The organism is Ruminococcus hominis (assembly GCF_014287355.1).
GTDB lineage: Bacteria > Bacillota > Clostridia > Lachnospirales > Lachnospiraceae > Schaedlerella > Schaedlerella hominis.
In genome coordinates this window covers 376,236-396,567 of record NZ_JACOPE010000001.1, presented here as the reverse complement: position 1 = coordinate 396,567, position 20,332 = coordinate 376,236, and the positions used below count along the sequence as shown (strand labels likewise).

The following is a 20,332-nucleotide window of genomic DNA, read 5'->3' as shown; positions in this document are numbered from 1 at the left end:
TTTTCATAATCCTGATTGCCTCAATCTGCTCCTGTGTCAAAGTTCCATTATTATCATCATCATTTACTCTGCCAAACAGTATATAATCTGCACTAACATCCAAAAGCTGGCAGATAACAAACAATTTAGGTAAATCACATTTAACTTCACCACGTTCAATCTGGAATAACTATTTGCTGTTATGTCAAGGTAAGCTTCCATATCAACACCAACGCTCCCTTTTCCTATTCTTTTTTCCTGTATTCTCTGACCTATCTTAAGCTGCACATTTTCATTATACTCATCTACTTCTCTATACATATCTTTTATCGTCCTTTCGTTTCTGTTGTGGCTAGAAACGTTTAAGGACAGATAAATACTCCTCATTATGTAATTTTCAGCAAATAAAAAAGGACACATAAATAACAGTCCCAGTCCTCAAACTGGTTTCTAATTTTTCATGTGTCCTTAGAATGGCACCTTTGCGTATCATCAGCATACGCTTGTTGCAGATGTCTCCCTACCATGTATGAAATCCTCATACTCTTCTTGCACTTCTTACAATAAAAATCTATAACCTTTAACTCTTTATTCAACTCAGTTCGCTCCTTATTCATACAAAATCATCATTACCTACAACTTTGTACTCGTAAAGGAAAGGGAAATCACCTTTGCAAGCCTTTTGCCGGGAGTTCCGATGAATGATATACATGTACTTCTGTTAAACTGTTGTTCATAGTCAAACCTCAACCTCCTTGTGCTTAGAGTATATGAAGTTTTGGATTTATCTTGTAGTTTGCGAATATCCGTATAAATAGAAAAAATCCTTTGAGAAAAGGATTCTCCTTTCTCAAAGGGTAGTTTAACTTTTACTTAGAATTATCTTTTTTAATAACTAAGTTGTAATTGCTATCATAATACAGTCCAAGTTCTCTACACATTCTATCGTTCACATTATCTAACGCTTTCTTATATTCTGCATACGTTGGAGACAGAACCATCAAATTAGGAATGAATATATCGTTATAGCCTTTATTTTGTAACTCTTTCTGCATTTTTCTCTGTGAAACAAATGCCGGATGGTATTTCATTATACCGTTTTTCATTTTAGCACCTTTCCATACTTTTTCTTTTAGGCTTTCGTAGTCACTTTCACTCATATCTCGATAATAGGCTATCATCTCATCTGCGGTTCTGGTTTCTTGTGCAACCCCACCTATCATCTTCGCACCTATTCCCATGATAAAAGGAACTTTCAATGTCGTTTCATCGCAATATTCTAATATATTCTGTAGTGCTTGCTTCTGTTCCAGAGTCTTCAACCTTACATTAAGAAATGGTTTGAAATGACTTTTAAAATAATCTCCCCATTCTTTTCCCGGTAGCAAAGACTCAATCGCATTTTCAACGGTTTGATAATCAAGTGCCTCATTAGCTTTGTCTGCGTCACCATCATCTATAAATTGCTTCAAAGCTTCAAGTTCTGAGTCTTTTAAAACTTTTTCCTGCACTTTTTCTTGATAAATACGAAGAAGAATACTTTTGTCGCCAGTTTCCAAAAGGCTCTGTATGTCTTTAATACTAATACCGAGTTTTCTATATACTGAAATCTTTTTTAAAGTTTCAACATCTTGTGCAGTATAGTTACGATAACCATTGTTATCTTTATCCACTGACAGCAATCCTTTTTCTTCATAATACTTAACTGCACGCTTTGTCATTCCAACCTCATTTATAATTTCATTCAATAACATCGGATGCACCTCCTTATGATGATAGTATAAGGGTGTACGTTACGTACAAGTCAATATATTTTTGAAGTTTTCATTTCAATCATACAAATTCAAATCTTCTGTTGCTTTCAGTCTCTGCCGAAGACTGAAAGTTACCTTCACTTTACTATTTCTAATAGTTTTCTCATATAATCATCTGCGTGGTTTATTGAAAACTCTCCATGAAACATATTAGGAAGAACTTTTATAAAACTATCCTGCAATTTTTCATGAATGATTTTAGCAGATTTTTTCATTGATTGATTTTCTTTTTCTCCAACATAAATTTGAACGGTTGCTTCACACTCTCCAATGCCATCTTTTAGTGAATATACTGAGTTTTCCTGTAAAAAGGCAATCATATCACTCTTTCTAATAGCACAAGTATCTTTGTAATATTCATCAAACAAATTCGACTTTATTCGTAGTGATTTGAATTGCAATTTTGAAAACCACTTATACTTTATTAAGTCATAGCAACTTCCAAACGCCGGTTTAATCATAGAATATGTAAATTTTGAAGGTATCACAAGTACACTTTCCACTATTGCATACTTACATATATCTTTGCGTTAAGATAAAATTTCAAGCAAAATCTGCCCTCCAAGCGATAGTCCTCCCATCATTAAAACAGAACCGCCCAATTTGCTATTTACAAATTCTATAATATCCAAAGCATTATTCTCTATCGTCGTAAACTGCTTATCACATCCTGCATGACCATCTAATATAGGCAAAACCACATGATAATCTGTTTGAAGTCTTTCAGCAACCTCTTTGTAATTCCACCATGATAAACCGCCTCCGTGTAAGAGGATAATTACATCGCTGTTTTCTTTTCCATATTCTACATAATTCAACCTCTTTCACCTCGCTGTAAACTTCAAATTTTCATGTGTTCGACAGTCGAGTAGACTAAGACCTCTTAATCTTAGCCCCTCACAGATCCGTACGTGCGGCTTTCCCGCATACGGCTCCTCATAGTAACATTCGCTTCAATATAAACAATAGTACGTTTTAGGTTTTGCTAACGGGTAATACTTGAGCATTTCCACAAATCCATTCCATGTGTATGCCCGTCTACAACCTCTCCGATTCATGGCTTTGAATAGAAACTGTTGTACTCTATGCCGGAATGTTGTTATCTTCCGAAAATTCCATGTAACACCATAATACCGATAGTGTCCAATTAGTTTTACGTTCAACTCTTTAATTATTTCTCGCATTGGTCGATTTCGATTATCGTAAATCCAGTTCTTGTATGCTCTAACCTTTTGCTCAAACTTCTTCCTTGAAGTCTGTACCTTTGGCACGAAACCTCCCTTTCGAGTTTTGCTACAGTAGAAGGTAAATCCCAGAAAATCAAATGTTTCAGGCTTACATTCTCCTCTTGCTCTACGATTCTGCTCTGCAAATCTCCCAAATTCAATCAGTCTGCTTTTACTACTTTCCAGCTCCAGTCCAAACTTTTCCATTCGTTCCTTTAACTCTTTATAGTATCTTTCAGCTTCTGACTTATATTGAAATCCTGCAACAAAATCATCCGCAAAGTTGACGAGAAAACACTCTCCCTGCATTTCCCTTTGCACCACCAGCTTGAACCACAACGTCAGTACATGATGCATGTATATATTTGCAAGCATCGGACTCATTACTGAGCCTTGTGCCGAACCTTCCTCTGTTGGCTCGAATTTTCCTTGCTCCATTATTCCTGCTTTAAGGTATTTACGTATTAGCCACAATAAGTTCTTATCCTGTATATTCCATTCAAGGAACTTCATCATCCAATCATGGTCGATATGGTCAAAGAAACCTTTGATATCGGCATCTACGATATAGCTGATTTTTCCATAGCTTATCCGTTGATATACTTCTTTTATTGCTTCGTGACACCCCCTATTCGGTCTGAATCCATACATGCAGTTTAGGAATCTCGGTTCATAAATAGCTCCCAGTATTTTCTTCACTGCCATTTGTACAATCTTATCTTCATAGGAAGCAATCCCTAATGGTCGTTTCTTTCCATTTCCTTTAGGTATATATACCCTCAGTGACGGAAGTGGCTTAAAGGATTTGTTTTTCAACCTCTGTACCAGTTCCTTGATATTTCTATCAAGGTTCTTCCCATACTCATCCTTAGTTACCTTGTCAATTCCGACTGCTTTGTTCCCATCTAATTCCTTATGGCATTGCTTTAGCATATCTTCATTTATCAGGCGGTACACTGATGTAAATATAGGATGTTTTGATGTTGCCGATATCTCAGCTATTCTTACTAATTTCGTTTCCATTATTTCCTCCGTCCCTGAGTACGGATAATGTGTCCTCAGTAAGACCTTTACTATGCAATCCCCTTCCCTCCATCGGCATTGCCCGACTTCTACAGTACTATGGGATTGTCCGACCACCTACCATTCATTTGAAATACTCCGTTTTCAGTTGCAATTTCATACTCTTCTTCGAGAAATGGCAGGTTCTCCCCAGTTGATGTGTATTCACAATGTAAAACATGATTGGTTCTCTGACTCCGCAGTGCCACATAACACTCACCATATCGCATTACATGATATTGTCTTCCGCACCAGTTAAGACGTCGACCGACTGAAGTTAACGTTTCGAAGCTCAATCACTATTCAACCCTGCTTTCTTGCTGTCTACGCTTGTCAGATGCCGTTACCGGCATCATCCCAAGACTCGCTATTATCTGGTTGGCTAAACCTTGGATAAACCGGAATCCCACCGGCTTAACTACACACCCTTAGCTGGGCGCACAACTGGAATTTTCAAATTAGTCTTTGCAAATAACCTTTGAATCTTCACCATCAATTACAATTCCCTGACGGTTGTTAATTGGGCATAGATTCAAATCCGAAAACTCAGTCATTATTTTCTCGGTAACTTTCTTAAATGGTGCTGTAAGATAATGCGGAAGAACATAGAAATCAATCAAATCAATCCCTGCATCATCTTCTTGTGAGTAGTCCTCCGGCTTTTCATCCATTTGCTCGATATATTGGATGCTTGGAGCGCATATAATTGCGCCTGCCGACTCGCCGATCATCAATTTTCCATTTGCCAATTCCTTTTTCAGCAGTCCATCAGTTCCCGTTTTACGGAGCTGGTCCATAAGAAAGAAAGAATTTCCGCCGGTAAAATATATCACATCTGCTTCTTCAAAAACAGACTGTATCGTTGAATAAGCCTCCGTTGAAATATCAATTTCAGTTACGATCGCTCCCAACTTTTTGAATAATTTTCGAGCCGAGCCGACATAACCGGTGTAGCCTTCACGCAGTGAAGCTGTTGGAATAAATGCGACTTTCTTATTTTCAATTTCTTCCTTTATCAGACTTCCTACACTTGAAAAGTGCGAACATAAAAATAATTTCATCAATATTCTCCTTTATAAATTTCGATTTTCTTAATTCTACAAACTTTAATTTTACTTAGTAACTATGACTTTTCCTTCAGAATCCAGAAGAGGTGTAATACCAGCCCCGTATCCAGATTTCCAACAAAGATAATTAACTCCAGTCTCCTTATCTACAAGAATTTGTCGAATCCCTTCATCTTTAAGCGAACTTCCATCTCTAAATATAACTTCAAATCTTTCTTCTTTCTTCGCCATGTTTATTCCTCCTCGTTAAGCATTAAATACCGATTTGCATTTCCATTCATTTTAGAAAATGGGCAACTCCGATTGGAATTGCCCACTCATTGCACTAATTATGCGATTTTTTCTTACTTGCACCGATTTCTGCATCAATTGATGTAAGTTTGATGTAAATCGCTGTTTTTTTAGTTTTTTATCAAATGAAGTACGTCCCGTCTATTCGGTAAAACGGTACATCTTTACATCATCTTAATAGAGCTTTGCACCTGCTGGAATGTGGTCATCAACCATCAGAAGATGAAGCTTTTCTTCGCCTTCTTCTTCATGAATAGCACTGAGGAGCATACCGCAAGAGTCAATACCCATCATAGCACGAGGAGGAAGATTTGTGATAGCGATAAGTGTCTTACCTACAAGCTCTTCCGGCTCGTAATATGCGTGAATACCGCTTAAAATGGTTCTGTCTGTGCCTGTTCCGTCATCAAGAGTAAACTGTAACAGTTTCTTTGACTTCGGTACTGCAACACACTCTTTAACCTTTACTGCACGGAAATCTGACTTGCTGAATGTATCAAAATCAACCTGTTCCTCAAACAAAGGCTCGATTTTCACCTTTGAGAAATCAATCTTTTCAGGCTCAGCCTTCATTTCCTCGACAGGCTGATTTTTTACATCATTTCCCTTGTTTACATCATTCAACGACTTCATCGTCGGGAACAGTAATACATCTCTGATTGCTTCTGCTCCTGTCAACAACATACACATTCTATCAATACCAAATCCGATACCACCTGTAGGAGGCATACCAATCTCTAAGGCATTCATGAAGTCTTCATCTGTTGTGTTAGCTTCATCATCACCCTGTGCAAGCAGTTCTTCCTGTGCTTTGAAACGCTCTCTCTGGTCGATTGGGTCATTCAGCTCTGAGTATGCATTTGCCATTTCCCATCCATTCATAAAGAACTCGAAACGCTCTACATATTCTGGATTTTCTGGTTTTTTCTTTGTAAGAGGTGAAATTTCAACCGGATGATCCATTACGAATGTCGGCTGAAGAAGGTGTTCTTCTACATATTCTTCAAAGAACAGATTCAGGATATCACCTTTTTTATGTCTCTCTTCAAATTCAAGATTGTGTTCTTTTGCAAGTTCTCTTGCCTGCTCTAAAGTCTCAACTTCATTCCAGTCAACGCCTGCGTATTTCTTAACTGCGTCAACCATTGTGATACGCTCAAATGGTTTACCAAGATCCATCGGAATTCCTTTGTAAACAATCTGTGTTGTTCCAAGAACTTCCTGAGCAACAAAACGATACATATTCTCTGTCAGATCCATCATGCCGTGGTAATCTGTATATGCCTGGTAAAGCTCCATCAGAGTAAATTCTGGGTTATGTCTTGTATCAAGACCTTCGTTACGGAATACACGTCCAATCTCGTATACTTTCTCAAGTCCACCAACGATCAGTCTCTTCAGGTACAGCTCAAGTGAAATACGAAGCTTCAGATCCTCGTTCAATGCGTTAAAGTGTGTCTCGAATGGTCTTGCTGCTGCTCCTCCTGCATTTGCTACAAGCATTGGAGTCTCAACTTCCATGAATCCTTCTCCGCTTAAGTACTTACGGATTGCTGCAAGGATCTTTGAACGTTTGATAAATGTATCTTTAGAGTCTGCATTCATAATCAGGTCAACGTATCTCTGACGGTAACGTGTGTCTGTATCTGTCAGACCGTGGAACTTCTCTGGAAGCATCTGTAAGCTCTTAGAAAGAAGTATCATCTTTTCAGCATGAATAGAGATTTCTCCTGTTCTTGTTCTGAAAGCAAATCCTTCTAATCCGAAAATGTCACCGATATCCGAACGTTTGAAATCTGTATATGCATCAACTCCGATTGCATCTCTTGCGACATATACCTGAATATTTCCCTGTAAATCCTGAATGTTACAGAAGGAAGCTTTTCCCATAACTCTCTTGAACATCATACGTCCAGCGATTGATACGTGAATTGGATTTGCATCCATAATGCTTCTCTTGTCTTCGTAATCTTTCTTCAGAACTTCTTTTACCTGCTCTTCATCCAGACCGTCTACATTTGGCTCCTGGCGGTCTTTTAAAAGCTCAGCTTCGTGTGCTTCATAAAGATTTTTCACTTCGAGTGAATGGTGTGTCTGATCAAATTTTGTAATCTGAAATGGATCTCTTCCATTCTGCTGAAGTTCTGCGAGTTTTTCACGACGAACTTTTCTCAACTGATTTAAGTCTGGTTCCTGTGTTTTTTTCTGATTATCTGCCATTGTATATCTCCTTCCTAGAGTGAGCGGTTGATACCCAGAACCTTGTACTGGATCACACCTGCCTGTGTCTCAACATCTACTACGTCTCCGACTTCTTTACCCATCAGAGCCTGTCCTACAGGTGACTCGTTTGAAATCTTTCCTTCCAAAGAGTTCGCCTCTGTAGATCCTACGATTTTGAATTCGATTTCTTCATCAAATGTTACATCGTATACTTTTACTGTACATCCAACATTGATTCTGTCGAAATCCACTTCGTCTTCCACTACAACCTCTACATTTTTAAGAATTGCTTCAAGTTCTTCGATACGAGCCTCGATATCGCGCTGCTCATCTTTTGCTGCATCGTATTCAGCATTCTCTGAAAGGTCTCCCTGTTCTCTTGCCTCTTTTATCTTAGCTGCAACTTCTTTACGTTTTACTACTTTTAAATTTTCAAGTTCTTCTTCTAATGCTCTTAATCCAGCATATGTCAGTAATCTTTTCTTTGCCTCTGCCATGATTTGTTCTCCTTTTTAGTCTCATGTGTTTTCTTTTTAAGTCTGCAATCATATCTTATGATTAACTTTAGAATTACTATTTTTCAAATCTATATTTTGAAATAAATATATTCTGAATACTTCTGTCTTATTCTTCTGTCTGTTTGTTCTTGTAAATTAATCTCATAACGCAACTAAAAGATGTCCCAAACCTTTTGTTTTTCAAGCATGGTCCATCTCTTTTTTAGTCTTATTCGCAGTTACAATATTATACCCAATCATGCCAATACTGTCAAGATTTTTTCAAGTTCTTCATAGCTCTCAACGCTATTGATATCATCCCTTAAACGTGCTGCATTATGCAGTCCTTTGGTATACCAGGCAACATGTTTTCTCATCTCTCGGATTCCGGTATAATCGCCTTTATATTGCAGTTGGAGTCTTGCATGTCTAAGCATCATCTGACGTATCTCATCTACATCCGGACGTTTCGGCATTTCACCTGTTTTTTCATATGCTGTCAGCTCTGAAAAGATCCATGGATTTCCTTGTGCCCCGCGTGCGATCATTACTCCGTCACATCCTGTTTGTTCCTGCATTGCAACTGCCTTTTCTCCCGATGTCACATCTCCATTTCCAATAACCGGAATATGAACAGCTTCCTTTACCTGACGAATAATATTCCAGTCAGCTTTTCCTGAATAATACTGTTCTCTCGTTCTGCCATGTACCGCAACTGCCGAAGCTCCGGCTTCTTCAATAATCTTTGCAATTTCTACTGCATTTACATGTTCATCATCAAATCCTTTTCGGATTTTGACAGTTACCGGTTTTTGAATTGCCTTCACTGTTGCTGATACAAGTTCATACACCAGCTTCGGATTTTTCATCAATGCAGACCCTTCCCCGTTTCGGACAATTTTCGGCACCGGACATCCCATATTAATATCTAATATCGAAAATGGTCTTTCTTCGATACGTTTCGCCATCTCACTTACAATCTTTGGATCTGAACCAAATAGCTGCAATGATACCGGCATCTCATCCGGATGGATCTGAAGCAGACTTTCTGTATTTTTATTGTTATATAAAATCCCTTTTGCACTGATCATTTCCATGCACAGCAGACCTGCTCCCTGTTCTCTACATAACAAACGAAATGGCAGGTCTGTTACGCCTGCCATCGGTCCCAGTACATAGCAATTGTCCAATGTAACATTTCCAATTGTTAACTGTTTCATATAGTTCCCCTTAACCTATTCTTCTGAATCTTCGACATCATCCAAATCAATGTCTTCTCCAAGATATTTGACTCTATAATACAATTCCAATGATTCAAATAATTCTCTTTTTGTATTCTGTAATTCTTTAATTTTAAGAACGCTTCCAATTTCGTCAAATTCGAAATCATTTTCATCATGTTCGACTTTCAATTCAAGGTTTCCATCTTCATCATATACAACCATGAGGATTCCGCCAACATCAGCTGTATACAGTACACACATGATTTGAAGTTCCTGGCGAACTGACTCTGGAAGTGTCATAAAATCCGGATTCAAATAAAACTTCTGCTCATATGCACTGGCTGCACAAAGTACAATCTCTTCTGTGTTTTCCATATCATACCACCTTATACATATCCGTATACTCCACGCACAGATACCTCTCCTGCATATACGGTTTCTTTACTTCCATCTTCCCGGCGGACAATTAATTCACCGGTTTCATTAATTCCCAAAGCATGTGCCTGATAAGATTCTTTTGCACCTAAAATGCAGACATCCTTTCCGCAATTCACAAGCAGCTTATTATATTCTTCCTGAATAAAGCTCAAATCTTCCTGTTTTTCAAATTCTTCATAGCATTTTTCAAACTCAGACATAATTTCTGCTACAATCGGTGCTCTCTTCTGTACTTCCCCAATCTCAATCCGAAGAGAAGTTGCCTTATCTGCTATCTCCTCTGGAAATGTTTCTGTGTTGACATTGATTCCGACTCCAATCACTACATGGTTAATATAGTCGATTTCTGTACTCATCTCTGTCAATATCCCAACAATCTTTTTTCCATTCAGGATAATATCATTCGGCCACTTAATCTGTACATCTAATCCGGTACATGTACGCAATGCTCTTGCTACGCTATAAGCCATTACGATTGTCAGCATAGGTGCTTTTACCGGTGGGAATTTTGGTCTAAGCATAATGGACATATAAATGCTGCTGCCGGATGGTGAATCCCACCCACGTCCTCTTCTTCCTCGACCTGCAGTCTGCATATCTGCCACTACAAGTGTCCCGTGTGACGCACCTTCTTCACCTAACTGTTTTGCTTTTATATTTGTTGAATCAATCTCATCAGAATAGACAACATGCTGTCCGGCCCACTTTGTTCGGCCATCCAAAAGGCTTTCTAACTCTTCTTGTGTCATAACGTCTGCACTGCCCACGATCCGATATCCTCGATTCCGAACTGCTTCGACCTCGTATCCTTCTTCTTTTAATTGATTCATTACTTTCCAGACTGCTGTGCGTGAAACTCCGAAAGTCTCACACAACTGCTGCCCGGAAACATAATCTTGACTTTCTCTCAAAAGCTTTAAGATTTCTGTTTTCATTTATTTTACTTCTCCAAGTGTTGCTACCATAACCGCTTTAATTGTGTGCATACGGTTCTCGGCCTCATCAAATACTTTTGACTGCTCAGATTCAAACACTTCATCTGTCACTTCCATATCTGTAAATCCGAAGCGTTCTCCCATCTCTTTACCAATTGTCGTATTCAAATCATGGAATGCCGGTAAGCAGTGTAAAAAGATTGCCTGTTCTCCTGCATTTGCCATAATTTCTTTTGTAACTTTATATGGTGCAAGTTCTTTAATACGTGACTCCCACACCTCGTCCGGCTCACCCATAGATACCCATACATCTGTATAGATAACATCTGCGCCTTTTGTTCCTTCTATTGCATCTTCTGTCAATGTAACACTTCCACCTGACTGGGCTGCATATCCGCGGCATGTCTCAACTAATTCTGCATTTGGGAAATAGTTTGATGTTGTGCAGGCAACAAAGTGCATACCTAATTTGGAGCAGGCGATCATCAGAGAGTTACCCATATTATATCTTGCATCTCCCATATATACCAGCTTACGCCCTTTTAAATCTCCGAAATATTCGCGGATCGTCAACATGTCTGCCAGCATCTGTGTTGGATGATACTGGTTTGTCAGCCCGTTCCATACCGGAACACCTGCGTATTCTGCCAATGTCTCTACGATTTCCTGATCAAATCCGCGATATTCGATTCCATCATACATTCTTCCAAGTACACGTGCTGTATCTTTGATTGTTTCTTTCTTTCCAATCTGAGATCCTGTAGGTCCAAGATAAGTAGACCCCATTCCCATATCAGATGCTGCAACTTCAAAAGCACATCTTGTTCTTGTACTGTCTTTTTCAAAAATCAGCGCAACATTTTTCCCTTTGTAGTGGTCCACCGGAATTCCTTTTTTCTTTTTCTCTTTTAATTCTGCTGATAAATCAAGCAGGTATGTAATTTCTTCCGGAGTAAAGTCTTTTAATGTCAAAAAATTTCTTCCCTTTAAGTTCATGTCTTTCTTCTCTCCTATTCCCACATATAAACGTGTATATCTTGGTAAATATATATGGCAAAACTATGATTCATGTGTAAATTCACACGTTTTGCCCTACATCTATTTACTACAATACCATATTCCAGTGATAAATCCAACATTATTTTCGTCTCTGTCTTGCTGCTTCAAACATCAAAATGGAAGCTGCAACTGCTGCATTCAAGGATTCTGCCTGTCCCAACATAGGAATCCGTATCCATGTGTCCGCACAATCTGCCACCTCTTGTCTCAGTCCATTTCCTTCATTTCCAATCAGATAAGCTGTGCCATTGAGATAGCACTCCTCATCATATGCATTCTTCCCCTCCAAATGAGCCGCATAAACCTGAATCTGATGTGCCTTTAATTCTTCTATTGTATCTGTCAATTTCTCCACATACACAAATGGCATACGGAAAATTGCACCCATCGTAGAGCGGATCACTTTCGGATTGTAAATATCCACGCTGTCTTTACTAAGAATAATCCCTGTAACCCCCGCTGCCTCTGCAGTTCTGAAAATGGTTCCAAGATTTCCCGGATCCTGAAGATTATCTAACACAAGCAGCATTTCTTTTTTTTCTGTACCTTTTTTTAAAATATCTGCCAACGTGTATTTATTCTGCCATACAATTGCCAGTACCCCTTGAGGTGTTTTTGTATCTGCAATATATGAAAACACCGTCGGAGTTACAAACTCCGGCTTCACATTTCCCGGCAGTTCTGCTTTATGCTTTTTATAAAACTCTTCTGTTACATAGAGTGCTTTTAGCTTATCCTCAGGTATTTCCCTTACCATACGGATTCCTTCTACAATAAATACACCCTCTGTATTTCTTGCTCTGTTTTTCTTTTGAAGCTGTACAATCTCCTTAATTCTCTGGTTACTTGTACTTGTGATCATTCGTCTGTTAATCCTTTCTTTACCTTAGCTTAAACTTCTCTAAATCAGAATTTTTCCCGATAATAAATAACATATCATCCGGTTGCAATGGTTTTGATGGATCTAATGCCATATCCATCTTGTCTTCCTTTAAAATTCCGATTACGTTAATCCCATATTTTTCGCGGACCCGCAGCTCTGCCAGACTCTTTCCTTCCCATTGTTTCGGAAGCAGTTTCTCTGTCAGACTATAATCCGGAGATAACTCAATCCAATCAATAAATTCTGTCGATATCAGCTTTTTTGCTACACGTTCACCCATATCGATTTCCGGATACACAATCGAGTCAGCACCGACTTTCTCAAGAATCTTTCCCTGCAGTTCGTCCATTGCTTTTACCAATACATAAGAAATTCCCATTTCTTTCGAAATCATAGTTGCCATGATCGCAGCTTCAAGATTTTCTGAAACTGCAATCACTGCCCCATCCAGATTGCGGGCTCCTATCGTTTTCATAAATTCTGGCTCTGTTACGTCTCCGCACATCGCATATGAAACCGAATCTGCAATATCCTGTATCTTCTCATAACAATTATCAACTGCGATCACATCGCATCCAAAACTCTGCAAGGTCAATGCTACACTTTTTCCAAAGCTTCCAAGACCGAACACAGCAAATTGTTTTCCCATCTTCTATCTCCTATCCTATCATAATCTGTTTTTCCGGTAATTCACGATACTGTTCTGCATTTTTCCCTTTTCCTGCAAAAATCATTGCCATCGTGACCGGTCCGATTCTTCCAATGTACATTATCACCATCAGTACATACTGACTTGCTCTGCTCAAGCTAGGTGTCAAATCTGCCGATAAACCAACTGTAGCAATTGCCGATGTTGTTTCATATACAATTCTCAAAAAATTCACCTGTGGATCTAAAATCGTGATGATAATTGTTCCCGACATCCAAAACATAATTGTCAAAAATAAAATTGTCACCGCAGATTTTACTTGTGAGAGTGGAATTTTTCTTCCATAACACTCTATATCACGACTTCCTCTTACTACACCTAAGCAAGTCAATAACAGCAGCGCAACCGTTGTCGTTTTGACACCTCCTGCTGTTCCTCCGGAAGAACCTCCAATCATCATCAGCATACAGCCGATTGCCTTCGATGCGGCTGTCAGCCCTGATTGAGAAACTGTCGCAAATCCTGCTGTTCGTGTTGAGACAGATTGAAATAATGACGCCTGTACTTTCTGCCAGAATGTCAATTTTCCCATTGTCACAGGATTATGATATTCCAATAAAAGAAATGCAAACATTCCAAACAAAAGCAGCCCTGCCGTCATTGTAAGTACAATCTTGCTCTGCAAAGACAGTCTGTGAAAGAAATTTCGCTTCACATCTTTTATACTTCGCACTTGTTTTATATTATTCAAAATATCATACCACACTACAAATCCAAGACCTCCGCTTACAACGAGAAATATCGTCGTAAAATTAATGATTGGACTTGTGACCATATGCATATAACTGGAGCTCCCGAGTATATCAATACCTGCGTTGCAAAATGCTGATATAGCATGGAATATCGCATATGCAATTCCTTTTAACACTCCATATTTTGGAACGAAGTAAAAACTATAGGCAAGTGCACCGATTCCTTCAACGAAAAATGTGCCTTTTATAATCCGAATAATATATTGTACCATTCCACTCAGCGTATCCAACCCATAGCTTTCCTGGATCATAACTCGTCTTCTCAGGGAAATCCTTTGTCCTGCAAGGATCATAAATGCAACAACGCATGCAATAATTCCAAGTCCTCCAATTTGAATCAGGAATAATAAGATTACTTTTCCCACCACAGTAAATTGTACTGCCGGAGTAACTGTAACAAGCCCTGTCACACAGACTGCTGTAACCGACGTAAATAATGCATCGGTAAATTTCATCGGTGTTGTCACGGAAAATGGCATCCATAGAAGTACTGCGCCAATCAAAATTACGAACAAAAATCCCATTCCGATTACCCGCACTGTATTAAAGCTTCCTTCTTGCAAACGCTCTTTTATTGTTTTCTTTCTCATATTTTTATACCTTGAATCTATATCCAACTCCCCAGATTGTTTCAATATACTGTGGGTGCGATGTATCGTATTCGATCTTCTCTCGGATTTTCTTTATATGCACTGTTACAGTTGCAATATCTCCTACTGACTCCATGTCCCAGATTTCTCTAAATAGTTCTTCCTTCGAATACACATGATTCGGATGACCTGCAAGAAATGTCAACAAATCAAACTCTTTTGTTGTAAATGATTTTTCTTCGCCATTTACCCATACGCGCCGTGCTGTTGTATCAATCTTCAATCCACGGATTTCTATGATTTCATTTTCATCCACACTGCTTCCGATCAAACGCTCATATCTTGCCAGATGTGCCTTAACACGGGCAACCAGTTCGCTTGGGCTGAATGGTTTTGTCATATAATCATCCGCTCCCAGTCCCAGTCCACGGATTTTGTCTATGTCATCTTTTTTTGCTGAAACCATAATGATTGGTGTATTCTTATTGTTTCGTACCTGTTTGCAAATCTCAAACCCATCTACTCCCGGAAGCATAAGGTCTAAAATGATTAAATCAAATTCTTCTCCTAATGCTTTATCTAATCCCAGTTGTCCGTCATTTGCAACTTCCACCTCAAAATTACTAAGCTCCAAATAATCACGCTCTAATTCTGCGATACTTTCTTCGTCTTCGATTATTAAAATTCTTTTGCTCATTCGATTGGCACCTCCTGATATTTTCTGACAACAAAATACATTGTTGTTCCTACGCCTTCTTCGCTGGTCGCCCATATTTTACCGCCATGTTCTTCTACAATCTTCTTCACGATCGCAAGCCCGATTCCGCTTCCGCCTTTGGAAGAATTTCTTGACGCATCTGCACGATAAAATCGTTCAAATATGTATGGCAGATCCTTCGTAGCAATTCCCTTTCCATTATCACTTAATTCTACCTGGATGAAATCTCCCACATCCAAAATTTTCATCCTTATTTCTGCCTGTGGCTTGTCTGTATATTTTAATGAATTGGAAACAATATTGTTGATCACTCTTCGCATCTGTTCCGGGTCTACTATGATCTTAGCATCCTCTTCAAGATAATTACGATATTCAAATTTTGCACCTTTTGATTCCAGCTCAATTGCAAGATCCTCTGCACAGTCTCTGAAATACTGTTTTGCAGAAATTGTTGTAAAATCATAAGGAATACGATTCGTGTCAATCTTTGAATATAATGTCAGTTCGTTAATCAACCGATCCATCTCATTTGCTTTATTGTATATGGTTTTGATGTATCTGTCCATCTTTTCCGGTGTATCTGCAACACCATCCATGATTCCTTCTACATACCCCTTGATTGCCGTGATCGGAGTTTTCAGATCATGGGAAATATTACTGATCAGTTCTTTATTCTCACGGTCAAATTCTATTTTTTCTTCTGCATTCGCCTTCAGACGCAATCGCATTTCCTCAAAATCCTGACACACCTGACCTATCTCATCATCATTTTCCGGCTTTATCTCAAAATCCAGATTTCCTTCTTTGATATTTCTCGTTGCTTCTTGCAACTTTGCCAATGGCACGGAAACCGTCTTATAAATCCACCAGACAAGTACAGCTGTTGTAACGCAGACGATAATCAAATACATCTGCTGTATTTCCCCTGCCTTGTTCGGTGCAAGCATATGCATTCCCGCCATTGTAACAAAAGTTGGAAATATCATAACCAGAATAAATGCAATCACCAGTTTCGTTTTCAACTTCATAGGTTCGCCCTCTTTTCATTTTACTCTAGTGGGATTATAACATAATTTTTTAAAAAAAGATGCGGTACACAGCATTTTTCTGCACCGCATCTTTTTATTCTTACAAATATTTTTTCAAATCTTCAACCTTGTCCAGTTTCTCCCATGGAAGGTCTAAATCATTTCTTCCGAAATGACCATATGCTGCTGTCTGCTTGTAAATCGGACGACGAAGATCTAACATCTTGATAATTCCTGCCGGACGCATATCAAAGTTCTCGCGAATGATCTCTACTAATTTTTCATCAGATAATTTACCTGTTCCAAATGTATCCACCATGATGGATGTAGGCTGTGCTACACCGATTGCATAAGATAACTGAATCTCACATTTCTTTGCAAGTCCTGCTGCCACAATATTCTTAGCTGCATAACGTGCTGCATAAGCTGCTGAACGGTCTACCTTTGTGCAGTCTTTTCCTGAGAATGCACCACCGCCATGACGAGCCATTCCACCATAAGTATCAACGATGATTTTACGTCCTGTCAGACCGCTGTCTCCATGAGGTCCTCCAATTACAAAACGTCCTGTCGGATTGATGAAGAATTTTGTATCTGCATCAATCATATCCTCTGGGATGATCACGTCAAATACATGTTTTTTGATATCTGCATGAATCTGTTCCTGTGTTGCTTCCGGATCATGCTGTGTTGACAATACAACTGCATCCAGACGTCTTGGAACACCATTTTCATCATATTCTACTGTAACCTGTGTTTTTCCGTCCGGTCTTAAGTAAGGAAGTGTTCCATCTTTTCTTACTTTTGTAAGCTGCAGGGCAAGTTTATGTGCCATTGCGATTGGATATGGCATATATTCTTCTGTCTCATCTGTTGCATATCCAAACATCATTCCCTGATCTCCGGCACCGATTGCTTCGATCTCGTCATCAGACATCTTATTTTCTTTTGCTTCCAATGCCTTATCTACTCCAAGAGCGATATCCGCAGACTGCTCATCCAATGTTGTGATGACACCACATGTCTCTGCATCGAATCCGTATTTTCCTCTTGTATATCCAATCTCACGAACTGTATCGCGAACGATTTTCTGGATATCTACATAGGCATTTGTTGTAATTTCTCCCATAACCATAACAAGACCTGTTGTTGTACATGTCTCACATGCCACACGGCTCATTGGATCCTTTTCCAATAATGCGTCCAAAATTGCATCTGAAATCTGATCACACATCTTATCCGGATGTCCTTCTGTAACGGACTCGGATGTAAATAATAATTTTTCCATGTTCTTCTCCTTTTCTTCCGTACTTTCTCTCGGTTTAGGATTTGTTTCGACTTGAATACCGCATAACACCATTGCTTCCCGGCTTGTTCAAGAATGCCTCGGCATTCTTGCTGCGAGGTGCGCGTCATGCAATTGCATGACATACTTCTACTGCGCACCTCTGCAATCCTGCCGGAGGCTATATCAGCTGGGGGATTGACTCCCAGCTGATATAGCCTTCTTAGATGCTTATAACGATAAAACAGCCCGCACAACGTACGGACTGTTTCTATTTCATAACAATCCCCTTATTGTTCGATTACTCGCTCAGGCTGGCACCTTCCTGCTTAGAGGGGTTGCCGCAGCTTCTTCGATCCTTTGTATCTCCACTGCTCTGAATAAGAGAAAGTTTATATTATTTAATTTGTAGTTATCAAACAAACTATACAACTCATCATTGTCTCTGTCAATACAGTTTATAAAATTTTTAGATTAGCTTACTTTCAATGTGAATTTCTGAATTTCTTTTTCGCTCGATACACGCTCAATGATTCCACCCAGGCTTCTGAGTTTTTCTTCAAAGCGCTCATATCCACGCTGAATGTAAACAATATCATCTACAATTGTAATTCCATCTGTAGCCAAACCTGCAATACAAAGTGCCGCTCCTGCACGAAGATCCGGTGCACTCACTCTTGCTCCGGATAACTTCTCTACACCTTCGATTGTAGCTGAATTACCCTCTACTTTGATATTTGCTCCCATTCTTGCAAGCTCATCTAAATATTTAAAACGGTTTTCAAAAATACTTTCTGTGATTGTACTTGTTCCTGATGCCAGTGCTAATACTACACCAATCTGTGGCTGCATATCTGTCGGATATCCCGGATATGGCAATGTCTTAACCTGTGTAGACTTTAATCTGCCTTTTGCAACAACACGAACTGCATCATCGAGTTCCTCTACCTCACAGCCAATATCAATCAGCTTAGAAATTGTTGCATCCAAATGTTTTGGTATTACATTTGTTACAGTTACATCTCCCTTTGTAGCCGCTGCTGCAAACATAAATGTTCCTGCCTCGATCTGGTCTGGAATAATGGAATACTCTGTCTTATGAAGCGTTTTCACTCCACGGATCTTAATCACATCTGTTCCGGCTCCACGGATATTCGCACCCATGCTGTTCAGGAAGTTTGCAACATCAACAACATGTGGTTCTTTTGCTACATTTTCCATAATTGTCATGCCATTAGCCATCGCTGCTGTCATCATGACATTAATTGTTGCTCCTACAGAGACAACATCGAAATACAGATGTGTACCCTTAAGTACATCGGCCTCGGCAACAATCTTGCCGTGTTCAATATCAACATCAGCTCCGAGTGCCCTAAATCCTTTCAAATGCTGATCGATTGGTCTGCTTCCGATATTACATCCACCCGGAAGAGCCACCTCTGCTTTTTTATATTTTCCAAGCATTGCTCCTAATAAATAGTAAGATGCTCGAATCTTTTTAATATAATCATAATCAATATTAAAATCTGTGATCGTTCCACCATTAATCTTCACTGTATGACGATCAATACGCTCTACCATCGCACCGATTCCTTCGATTGCTTCCAACATCACATTGATATCGTTCACATCCGGAAGGTTGTCAATCAATACAGTCTCGTCTGTCATAATTGCAGCTGCCAGTATTGCCAGTGCAGCATTCTTTGCTCCGCCAATCTCTACTTCACCAACTAACGGATTACCACCCTTAATAATATATTGCTCCATTTTGCACCTCTATTATCCGATATTTATATCGTATCTTTCTAAATCCCCATTCTCGGTTGCATAAATCATTTTTTAGCTTATATACTTATATCCCGCGTTATTCTTTGTCTATTTCAAATGACACGCTGTTGTGTCTACAAATTCACAAACGCTAAAACATTATAGCATAAAAAACAATTTTGTAAAAGAACTTTTTATTTTCGTAACATTATTGCAAAACTTTTTGATATAAACTTAATTATAATCTGGAGAGTTCTTCCAGTACATTCTCAATCGTATCCCCTATCTCACACTGGTCTTCATTAACAATGATATCTGCATATTTTTCAAACAAAACGCATCTCTCATCATAAAGATCCTTTAATGTCTGTCCTTCTCTGAGCACGACCCCTCGCTTCTTCGGATTACGGATTCTTTGTTTTATTGTTTGATAAGATGCCTGTAAATATACAATTGTTCCGATTTCTTTATAATGCTGCATCGCCTCCTCGCAATACACAATACTTCCTCCCGGAGAGATTACAGCATTCTCTACATCTACGTCTCTGTTTACCTGATTTTCAATCTTCAAAAATCCATCCTCGCCGACTTCTGCGATAATCTCACGAAGCAGCTTTTTTTCCTGTTCCTGTATCAACAAATCTGTATCAATAAACTGTTTACCCAGTCGCTTGGCAACCACAACCCCTACCGTACTTTTTCCAACAGCAGGCATTCCTATAAATATAATATTCTTTTTTTTCATATATGTCTCCAGCTTATGTTCTTTCATTTCACTTTGAATAA

General features: G+C 39.0%; 21 protein-coding genes and 1 riboswitch. All 21 genes read right to left on the bottom strand.

The window, feature by feature from the left end:
* Positions 1 to 63: 63 nt before the first annotated feature.
* Positions 64 to 300: a hypothetical protein gene (locus H8S40_RS01740; RefSeq protein WP_117990968.1), complete on the bottom strand. Its 237-nt coding sequence runs from the start codon at positions 298 to 300 to the stop codon at positions 64 to 66.
* Positions 301 to 848: 548 nt separating this feature from the next.
* Entirely contained in the window at positions 849 to 1,733 is an 885-nt protein-coding gene (locus H8S40_RS01735) for a MerR family transcriptional regulator (RefSeq protein WP_186864392.1), read from the bottom strand.
* A 137-nt stretch (positions 1,734 to 1,870) separates the two neighbouring features.
* Entirely contained in the window at positions 1,871 to 2,281 is a 411-nt protein-coding gene (locus H8S40_RS16000; RefSeq protein ID WP_243238144.1) for a hypothetical protein, read from the bottom strand.
* Positions 2,282 to 2,323: 42 nt separating this feature from the next.
* Positions 2,324 to 2,611 carry an alpha/beta fold hydrolase gene (locus H8S40_RS15995; RefSeq protein WP_243238143.1) on the bottom strand — a complete coding sequence of 96 codons (288 nt, stop codon included), beginning with the start codon at positions 2,609 to 2,611 and terminating at the stop codon, positions 2,324 to 2,326.
* Positions 2,612 to 2,746: 135 nt separating this feature from the next.
* Positions 2,747 to 4,042 (bottom strand): group II intron reverse transcriptase/maturase, encoded by a 1,296-nt coding sequence (gene ltrA / locus H8S40_RS01725; protein WP_186864391.1) that lies wholly within the window; start codon positions 4,040 to 4,042, stop codon positions 2,747 to 2,749.
* A gap of 497 nt (positions 4,043 to 4,539) precedes the next feature.
* Positions 4,540 to 5,142: a Type 1 glutamine amidotransferase-like domain-containing protein gene (locus H8S40_RS01720; RefSeq protein WP_007888235.1), complete on the bottom strand. Its 603-nt coding sequence runs from the start codon at positions 5,140 to 5,142 to the stop codon at positions 4,540 to 4,542.
* A 51-nt stretch (positions 5,143 to 5,193) separates the two neighbouring features.
* Positions 5,194 to 5,379, bottom strand: a complete 186-nt coding sequence (locus H8S40_RS01715; RefSeq protein ID WP_055267402.1) for a DUF6440 family protein — start codon at positions 5,377 to 5,379, stop codon at positions 5,194 to 5,196.
* 234 nt (positions 5,380 to 5,613) lie between these two features.
* Positions 5,614 to 7,659 (bottom strand): lysine--tRNA ligase, encoded by a 2,046-nt coding sequence (gene lysS / locus H8S40_RS01710; RefSeq protein ID WP_186864390.1) that lies wholly within the window; start codon positions 7,657 to 7,659, stop codon positions 5,614 to 5,616.
* Between the two features lie 14 nt (positions 7,660 to 7,673).
* Positions 7,674 to 8,159, bottom strand: coding sequence for a transcription elongation factor GreA (greA, locus tag H8S40_RS01705; protein WP_117990979.1), 486 nt, complete (start codon positions 8,157 to 8,159; stop codon positions 7,674 to 7,676).
* Between the two features lie 257 nt (positions 8,160 to 8,416).
* The gene (gene dusB, locus H8S40_RS01700; RefSeq protein ID WP_186864389.1) at positions 8,417 to 9,379 is read right to left on the bottom strand and encodes a tRNA dihydrouridine synthase DusB; all 963 of its coding nucleotides are present in this window, start codon (positions 9,377 to 9,379) and stop codon (positions 8,417 to 8,419) included.
* Between the two features lie 15 nt (positions 9,380 to 9,394).
* Positions 9,395 to 9,757: a DUF6145 family protein gene (locus tag H8S40_RS01695; RefSeq protein ID WP_118737718.1), complete on the bottom strand. Its 363-nt coding sequence runs from the start codon at positions 9,755 to 9,757 to the stop codon at positions 9,395 to 9,397.
* A gap of 11 nt (positions 9,758 to 9,768) precedes the next feature.
* Positions 9,769 to 10,755, bottom strand: coding sequence for a biotin--[acetyl-CoA-carboxylase] ligase (locus tag H8S40_RS01690; RefSeq protein WP_118724518.1), 987 nt, complete (start codon positions 10,753 to 10,755; stop codon positions 9,769 to 9,771).
* Positions 10,756 to 11,751: an ornithine carbamoyltransferase gene (gene argF, locus H8S40_RS01685; protein WP_186864388.1), complete on the bottom strand. Its 996-nt coding sequence runs from the start codon at positions 11,749 to 11,751 to the stop codon at positions 10,756 to 10,758.
* 142 nt (positions 11,752 to 11,893) lie between these two features.
* Positions 11,894 to 12,676, bottom strand: coding sequence for a 23S rRNA (guanosine(2251)-2'-O)-methyltransferase RlmB (gene rlmB, locus H8S40_RS01680; protein WP_186864387.1), 783 nt, complete (start codon positions 12,674 to 12,676; stop codon positions 11,894 to 11,896).
* Between the two features lie 19 nt (positions 12,677 to 12,695).
* Positions 12,696 to 13,346 (bottom strand): potassium channel family protein, encoded by a 651-nt coding sequence (locus H8S40_RS01675; protein ID WP_117990993.1) that lies wholly within the window; start codon positions 13,344 to 13,346, stop codon positions 12,696 to 12,698.
* A 10-nt stretch (positions 13,347 to 13,356) separates the two neighbouring features.
* Positions 13,357 to 14,748 carry a TrkH family potassium uptake protein gene (locus H8S40_RS01670; protein WP_186864386.1) on the bottom strand — a complete coding sequence of 464 codons (1,392 nt, stop codon included), beginning with the start codon at positions 14,746 to 14,748 and terminating at the stop codon, positions 13,357 to 13,359.
* Positions 14,749 to 14,752: 4 nt separating this feature from the next.
* Positions 14,753 to 15,445 carry a response regulator transcription factor gene (locus H8S40_RS01665; protein WP_022075285.1) on the bottom strand — a complete coding sequence of 231 codons (693 nt, stop codon included), beginning with the start codon at positions 15,443 to 15,445 and terminating at the stop codon, positions 14,753 to 14,755.
* Positions 15,442 to 16,494, bottom strand: a complete 1,053-nt coding sequence (locus H8S40_RS01660) for a HAMP domain-containing sensor histidine kinase (RefSeq protein ID WP_117990995.1) — start codon at positions 16,492 to 16,494, stop codon at positions 15,442 to 15,444. The genes H8S40_RS01665 and H8S40_RS01660 overlap by 4 nt, the downstream gene beginning before the upstream one ends.
* Before the next feature lie 100 nt (positions 16,495 to 16,594).
* Positions 16,595 to 17,782 carry a methionine adenosyltransferase gene (metK, locus tag H8S40_RS01655; protein WP_022075283.1) on the bottom strand — a complete coding sequence of 396 codons (1,188 nt, stop codon included), beginning with the start codon at positions 17,780 to 17,782 and terminating at the stop codon, positions 16,595 to 16,597.
* 284 nt (positions 17,783 to 18,066) lie between these two features.
* Positions 18,067 to 18,166: riboswitch (SAM riboswitch) on the bottom strand.
* 87 nt (positions 18,167 to 18,253) lie between these two features.
* Positions 18,254 to 19,546: a UDP-N-acetylglucosamine 1-carboxyvinyltransferase gene (gene murA, locus H8S40_RS01650; RefSeq protein ID WP_022075282.1), complete on the bottom strand. Its 1,293-nt coding sequence runs from the start codon at positions 19,544 to 19,546 to the stop codon at positions 18,254 to 18,256.
* Positions 19,547 to 19,784: 238 nt separating this feature from the next.
* Positions 19,785 to 20,291, bottom strand: a complete 507-nt coding sequence (locus H8S40_RS01645; protein ID WP_118724529.1) for a shikimate kinase — start codon at positions 20,289 to 20,291, stop codon at positions 19,785 to 19,787.
* Between the last annotated feature and the right edge of the window lie 41 nt (positions 20,292 to 20,332).

Coding starts and splice junctions, on each gene's coding strand:
- H8S40_RS01720 (WP_007888235.1), bottom strand. CDS start 5,142: ATGAAATTATTTTTATGTTCGCACTTTTCAAGTGTAGGAAGTCTGATA.
- H8S40_RS01740 (WP_117990968.1), bottom strand. CDS start 300: ATGTATAGAGAAGTAGATGAGTATAATGAAAATGTGCAGCTTAAGATA.
- H8S40_RS01735 (WP_186864392.1), bottom strand. CDS start 1,733: ATGTTATTGAATGAAATTATAAATGAGGTTGGAATGACAAAGCGTGCA.
- H8S40_RS01695 (WP_118737718.1), bottom strand. CDS start 9,757: ATGGAAAACACAGAAGAGATTGTACTTTGTGCAGCCAGTGCATATGAG.
- H8S40_RS01670 (WP_186864386.1), bottom strand. CDS start 14,748: ATGAGAAAGAAAACAATAAAAGAGCGTTTGCAAGAAGGAAGCTTTAAT.
- H8S40_RS01665 (WP_022075285.1), bottom strand. CDS start 15,445: ATGAGCAAAAGAATTTTAATAATCGAAGACGAAGAAAGTATCGCAGAA.
- dusB (WP_186864389.1), bottom strand. CDS start 9,379: ATGAAACAGTTAACAATTGGAAATGTTACATTGGACAATTGCTATGTA.
- argF (WP_186864388.1), bottom strand. CDS start 11,751: ATGAACTTAAAGGGAAGAAATTTTTTGACATTAAAAGACTTTACTCCG.
- H8S40_RS01690 (WP_118724518.1), bottom strand. CDS start 10,755: ATGAAAACAGAAATCTTAAAGCTTTTGAGAGAAAGTCAAGATTATGTT.
- H8S40_RS01660 (WP_117990995.1), bottom strand. CDS start 16,494: ATGAAGTTGAAAACGAAACTGGTGATTGCATTTATTCTGGTTATGATA.
- murA (WP_022075282.1), bottom strand. CDS start 19,546: ATGGAGCAATATATTATTAAGGGTGGTAATCCGTTAGTTGGTGAAGTA.
- greA (WP_117990979.1), bottom strand. CDS start 8,159: ATGGCAGAGGCAAAGAAAAGATTACTGACATATGCTGGATTAAGAGCA.
- metK (WP_022075283.1), bottom strand. CDS start 17,782: ATGGAAAAATTATTATTTACATCCGAGTCCGTTACAGAAGGACATCCG.
- H8S40_RS01675 (WP_117990993.1), bottom strand. CDS start 13,346: ATGGGAAAACAATTTGCTGTGTTCGGTCTTGGAAGCTTTGGAAAAAGT.
- H8S40_RS01715 (WP_055267402.1), bottom strand. CDS start 5,379: ATGGCGAAGAAAGAAGAAAGATTTGAAGTTATATTTAGAGATGGAAGT.
- H8S40_RS01645 (WP_118724529.1), bottom strand. CDS start 20,291: ATGAAAAAAAAGAATATTATATTTATAGGAATGCCTGCTGTTGGAAAA.
- lysS (WP_186864390.1), bottom strand. CDS start 7,659: ATGGCAGATAATCAGAAAAAAACACAGGAACCAGACTTAAATCAGTTG.
- ltrA (WP_186864391.1), bottom strand. CDS start 4,042: ATGGAAACGAAATTAGTAAGAATAGCTGAGATATCGGCAACATCAAAA.
- rlmB (WP_186864387.1), bottom strand. CDS start 12,676: ATGATCACAAGTACAAGTAACCAGAGAATTAAGGAGATTGTACAGCTT.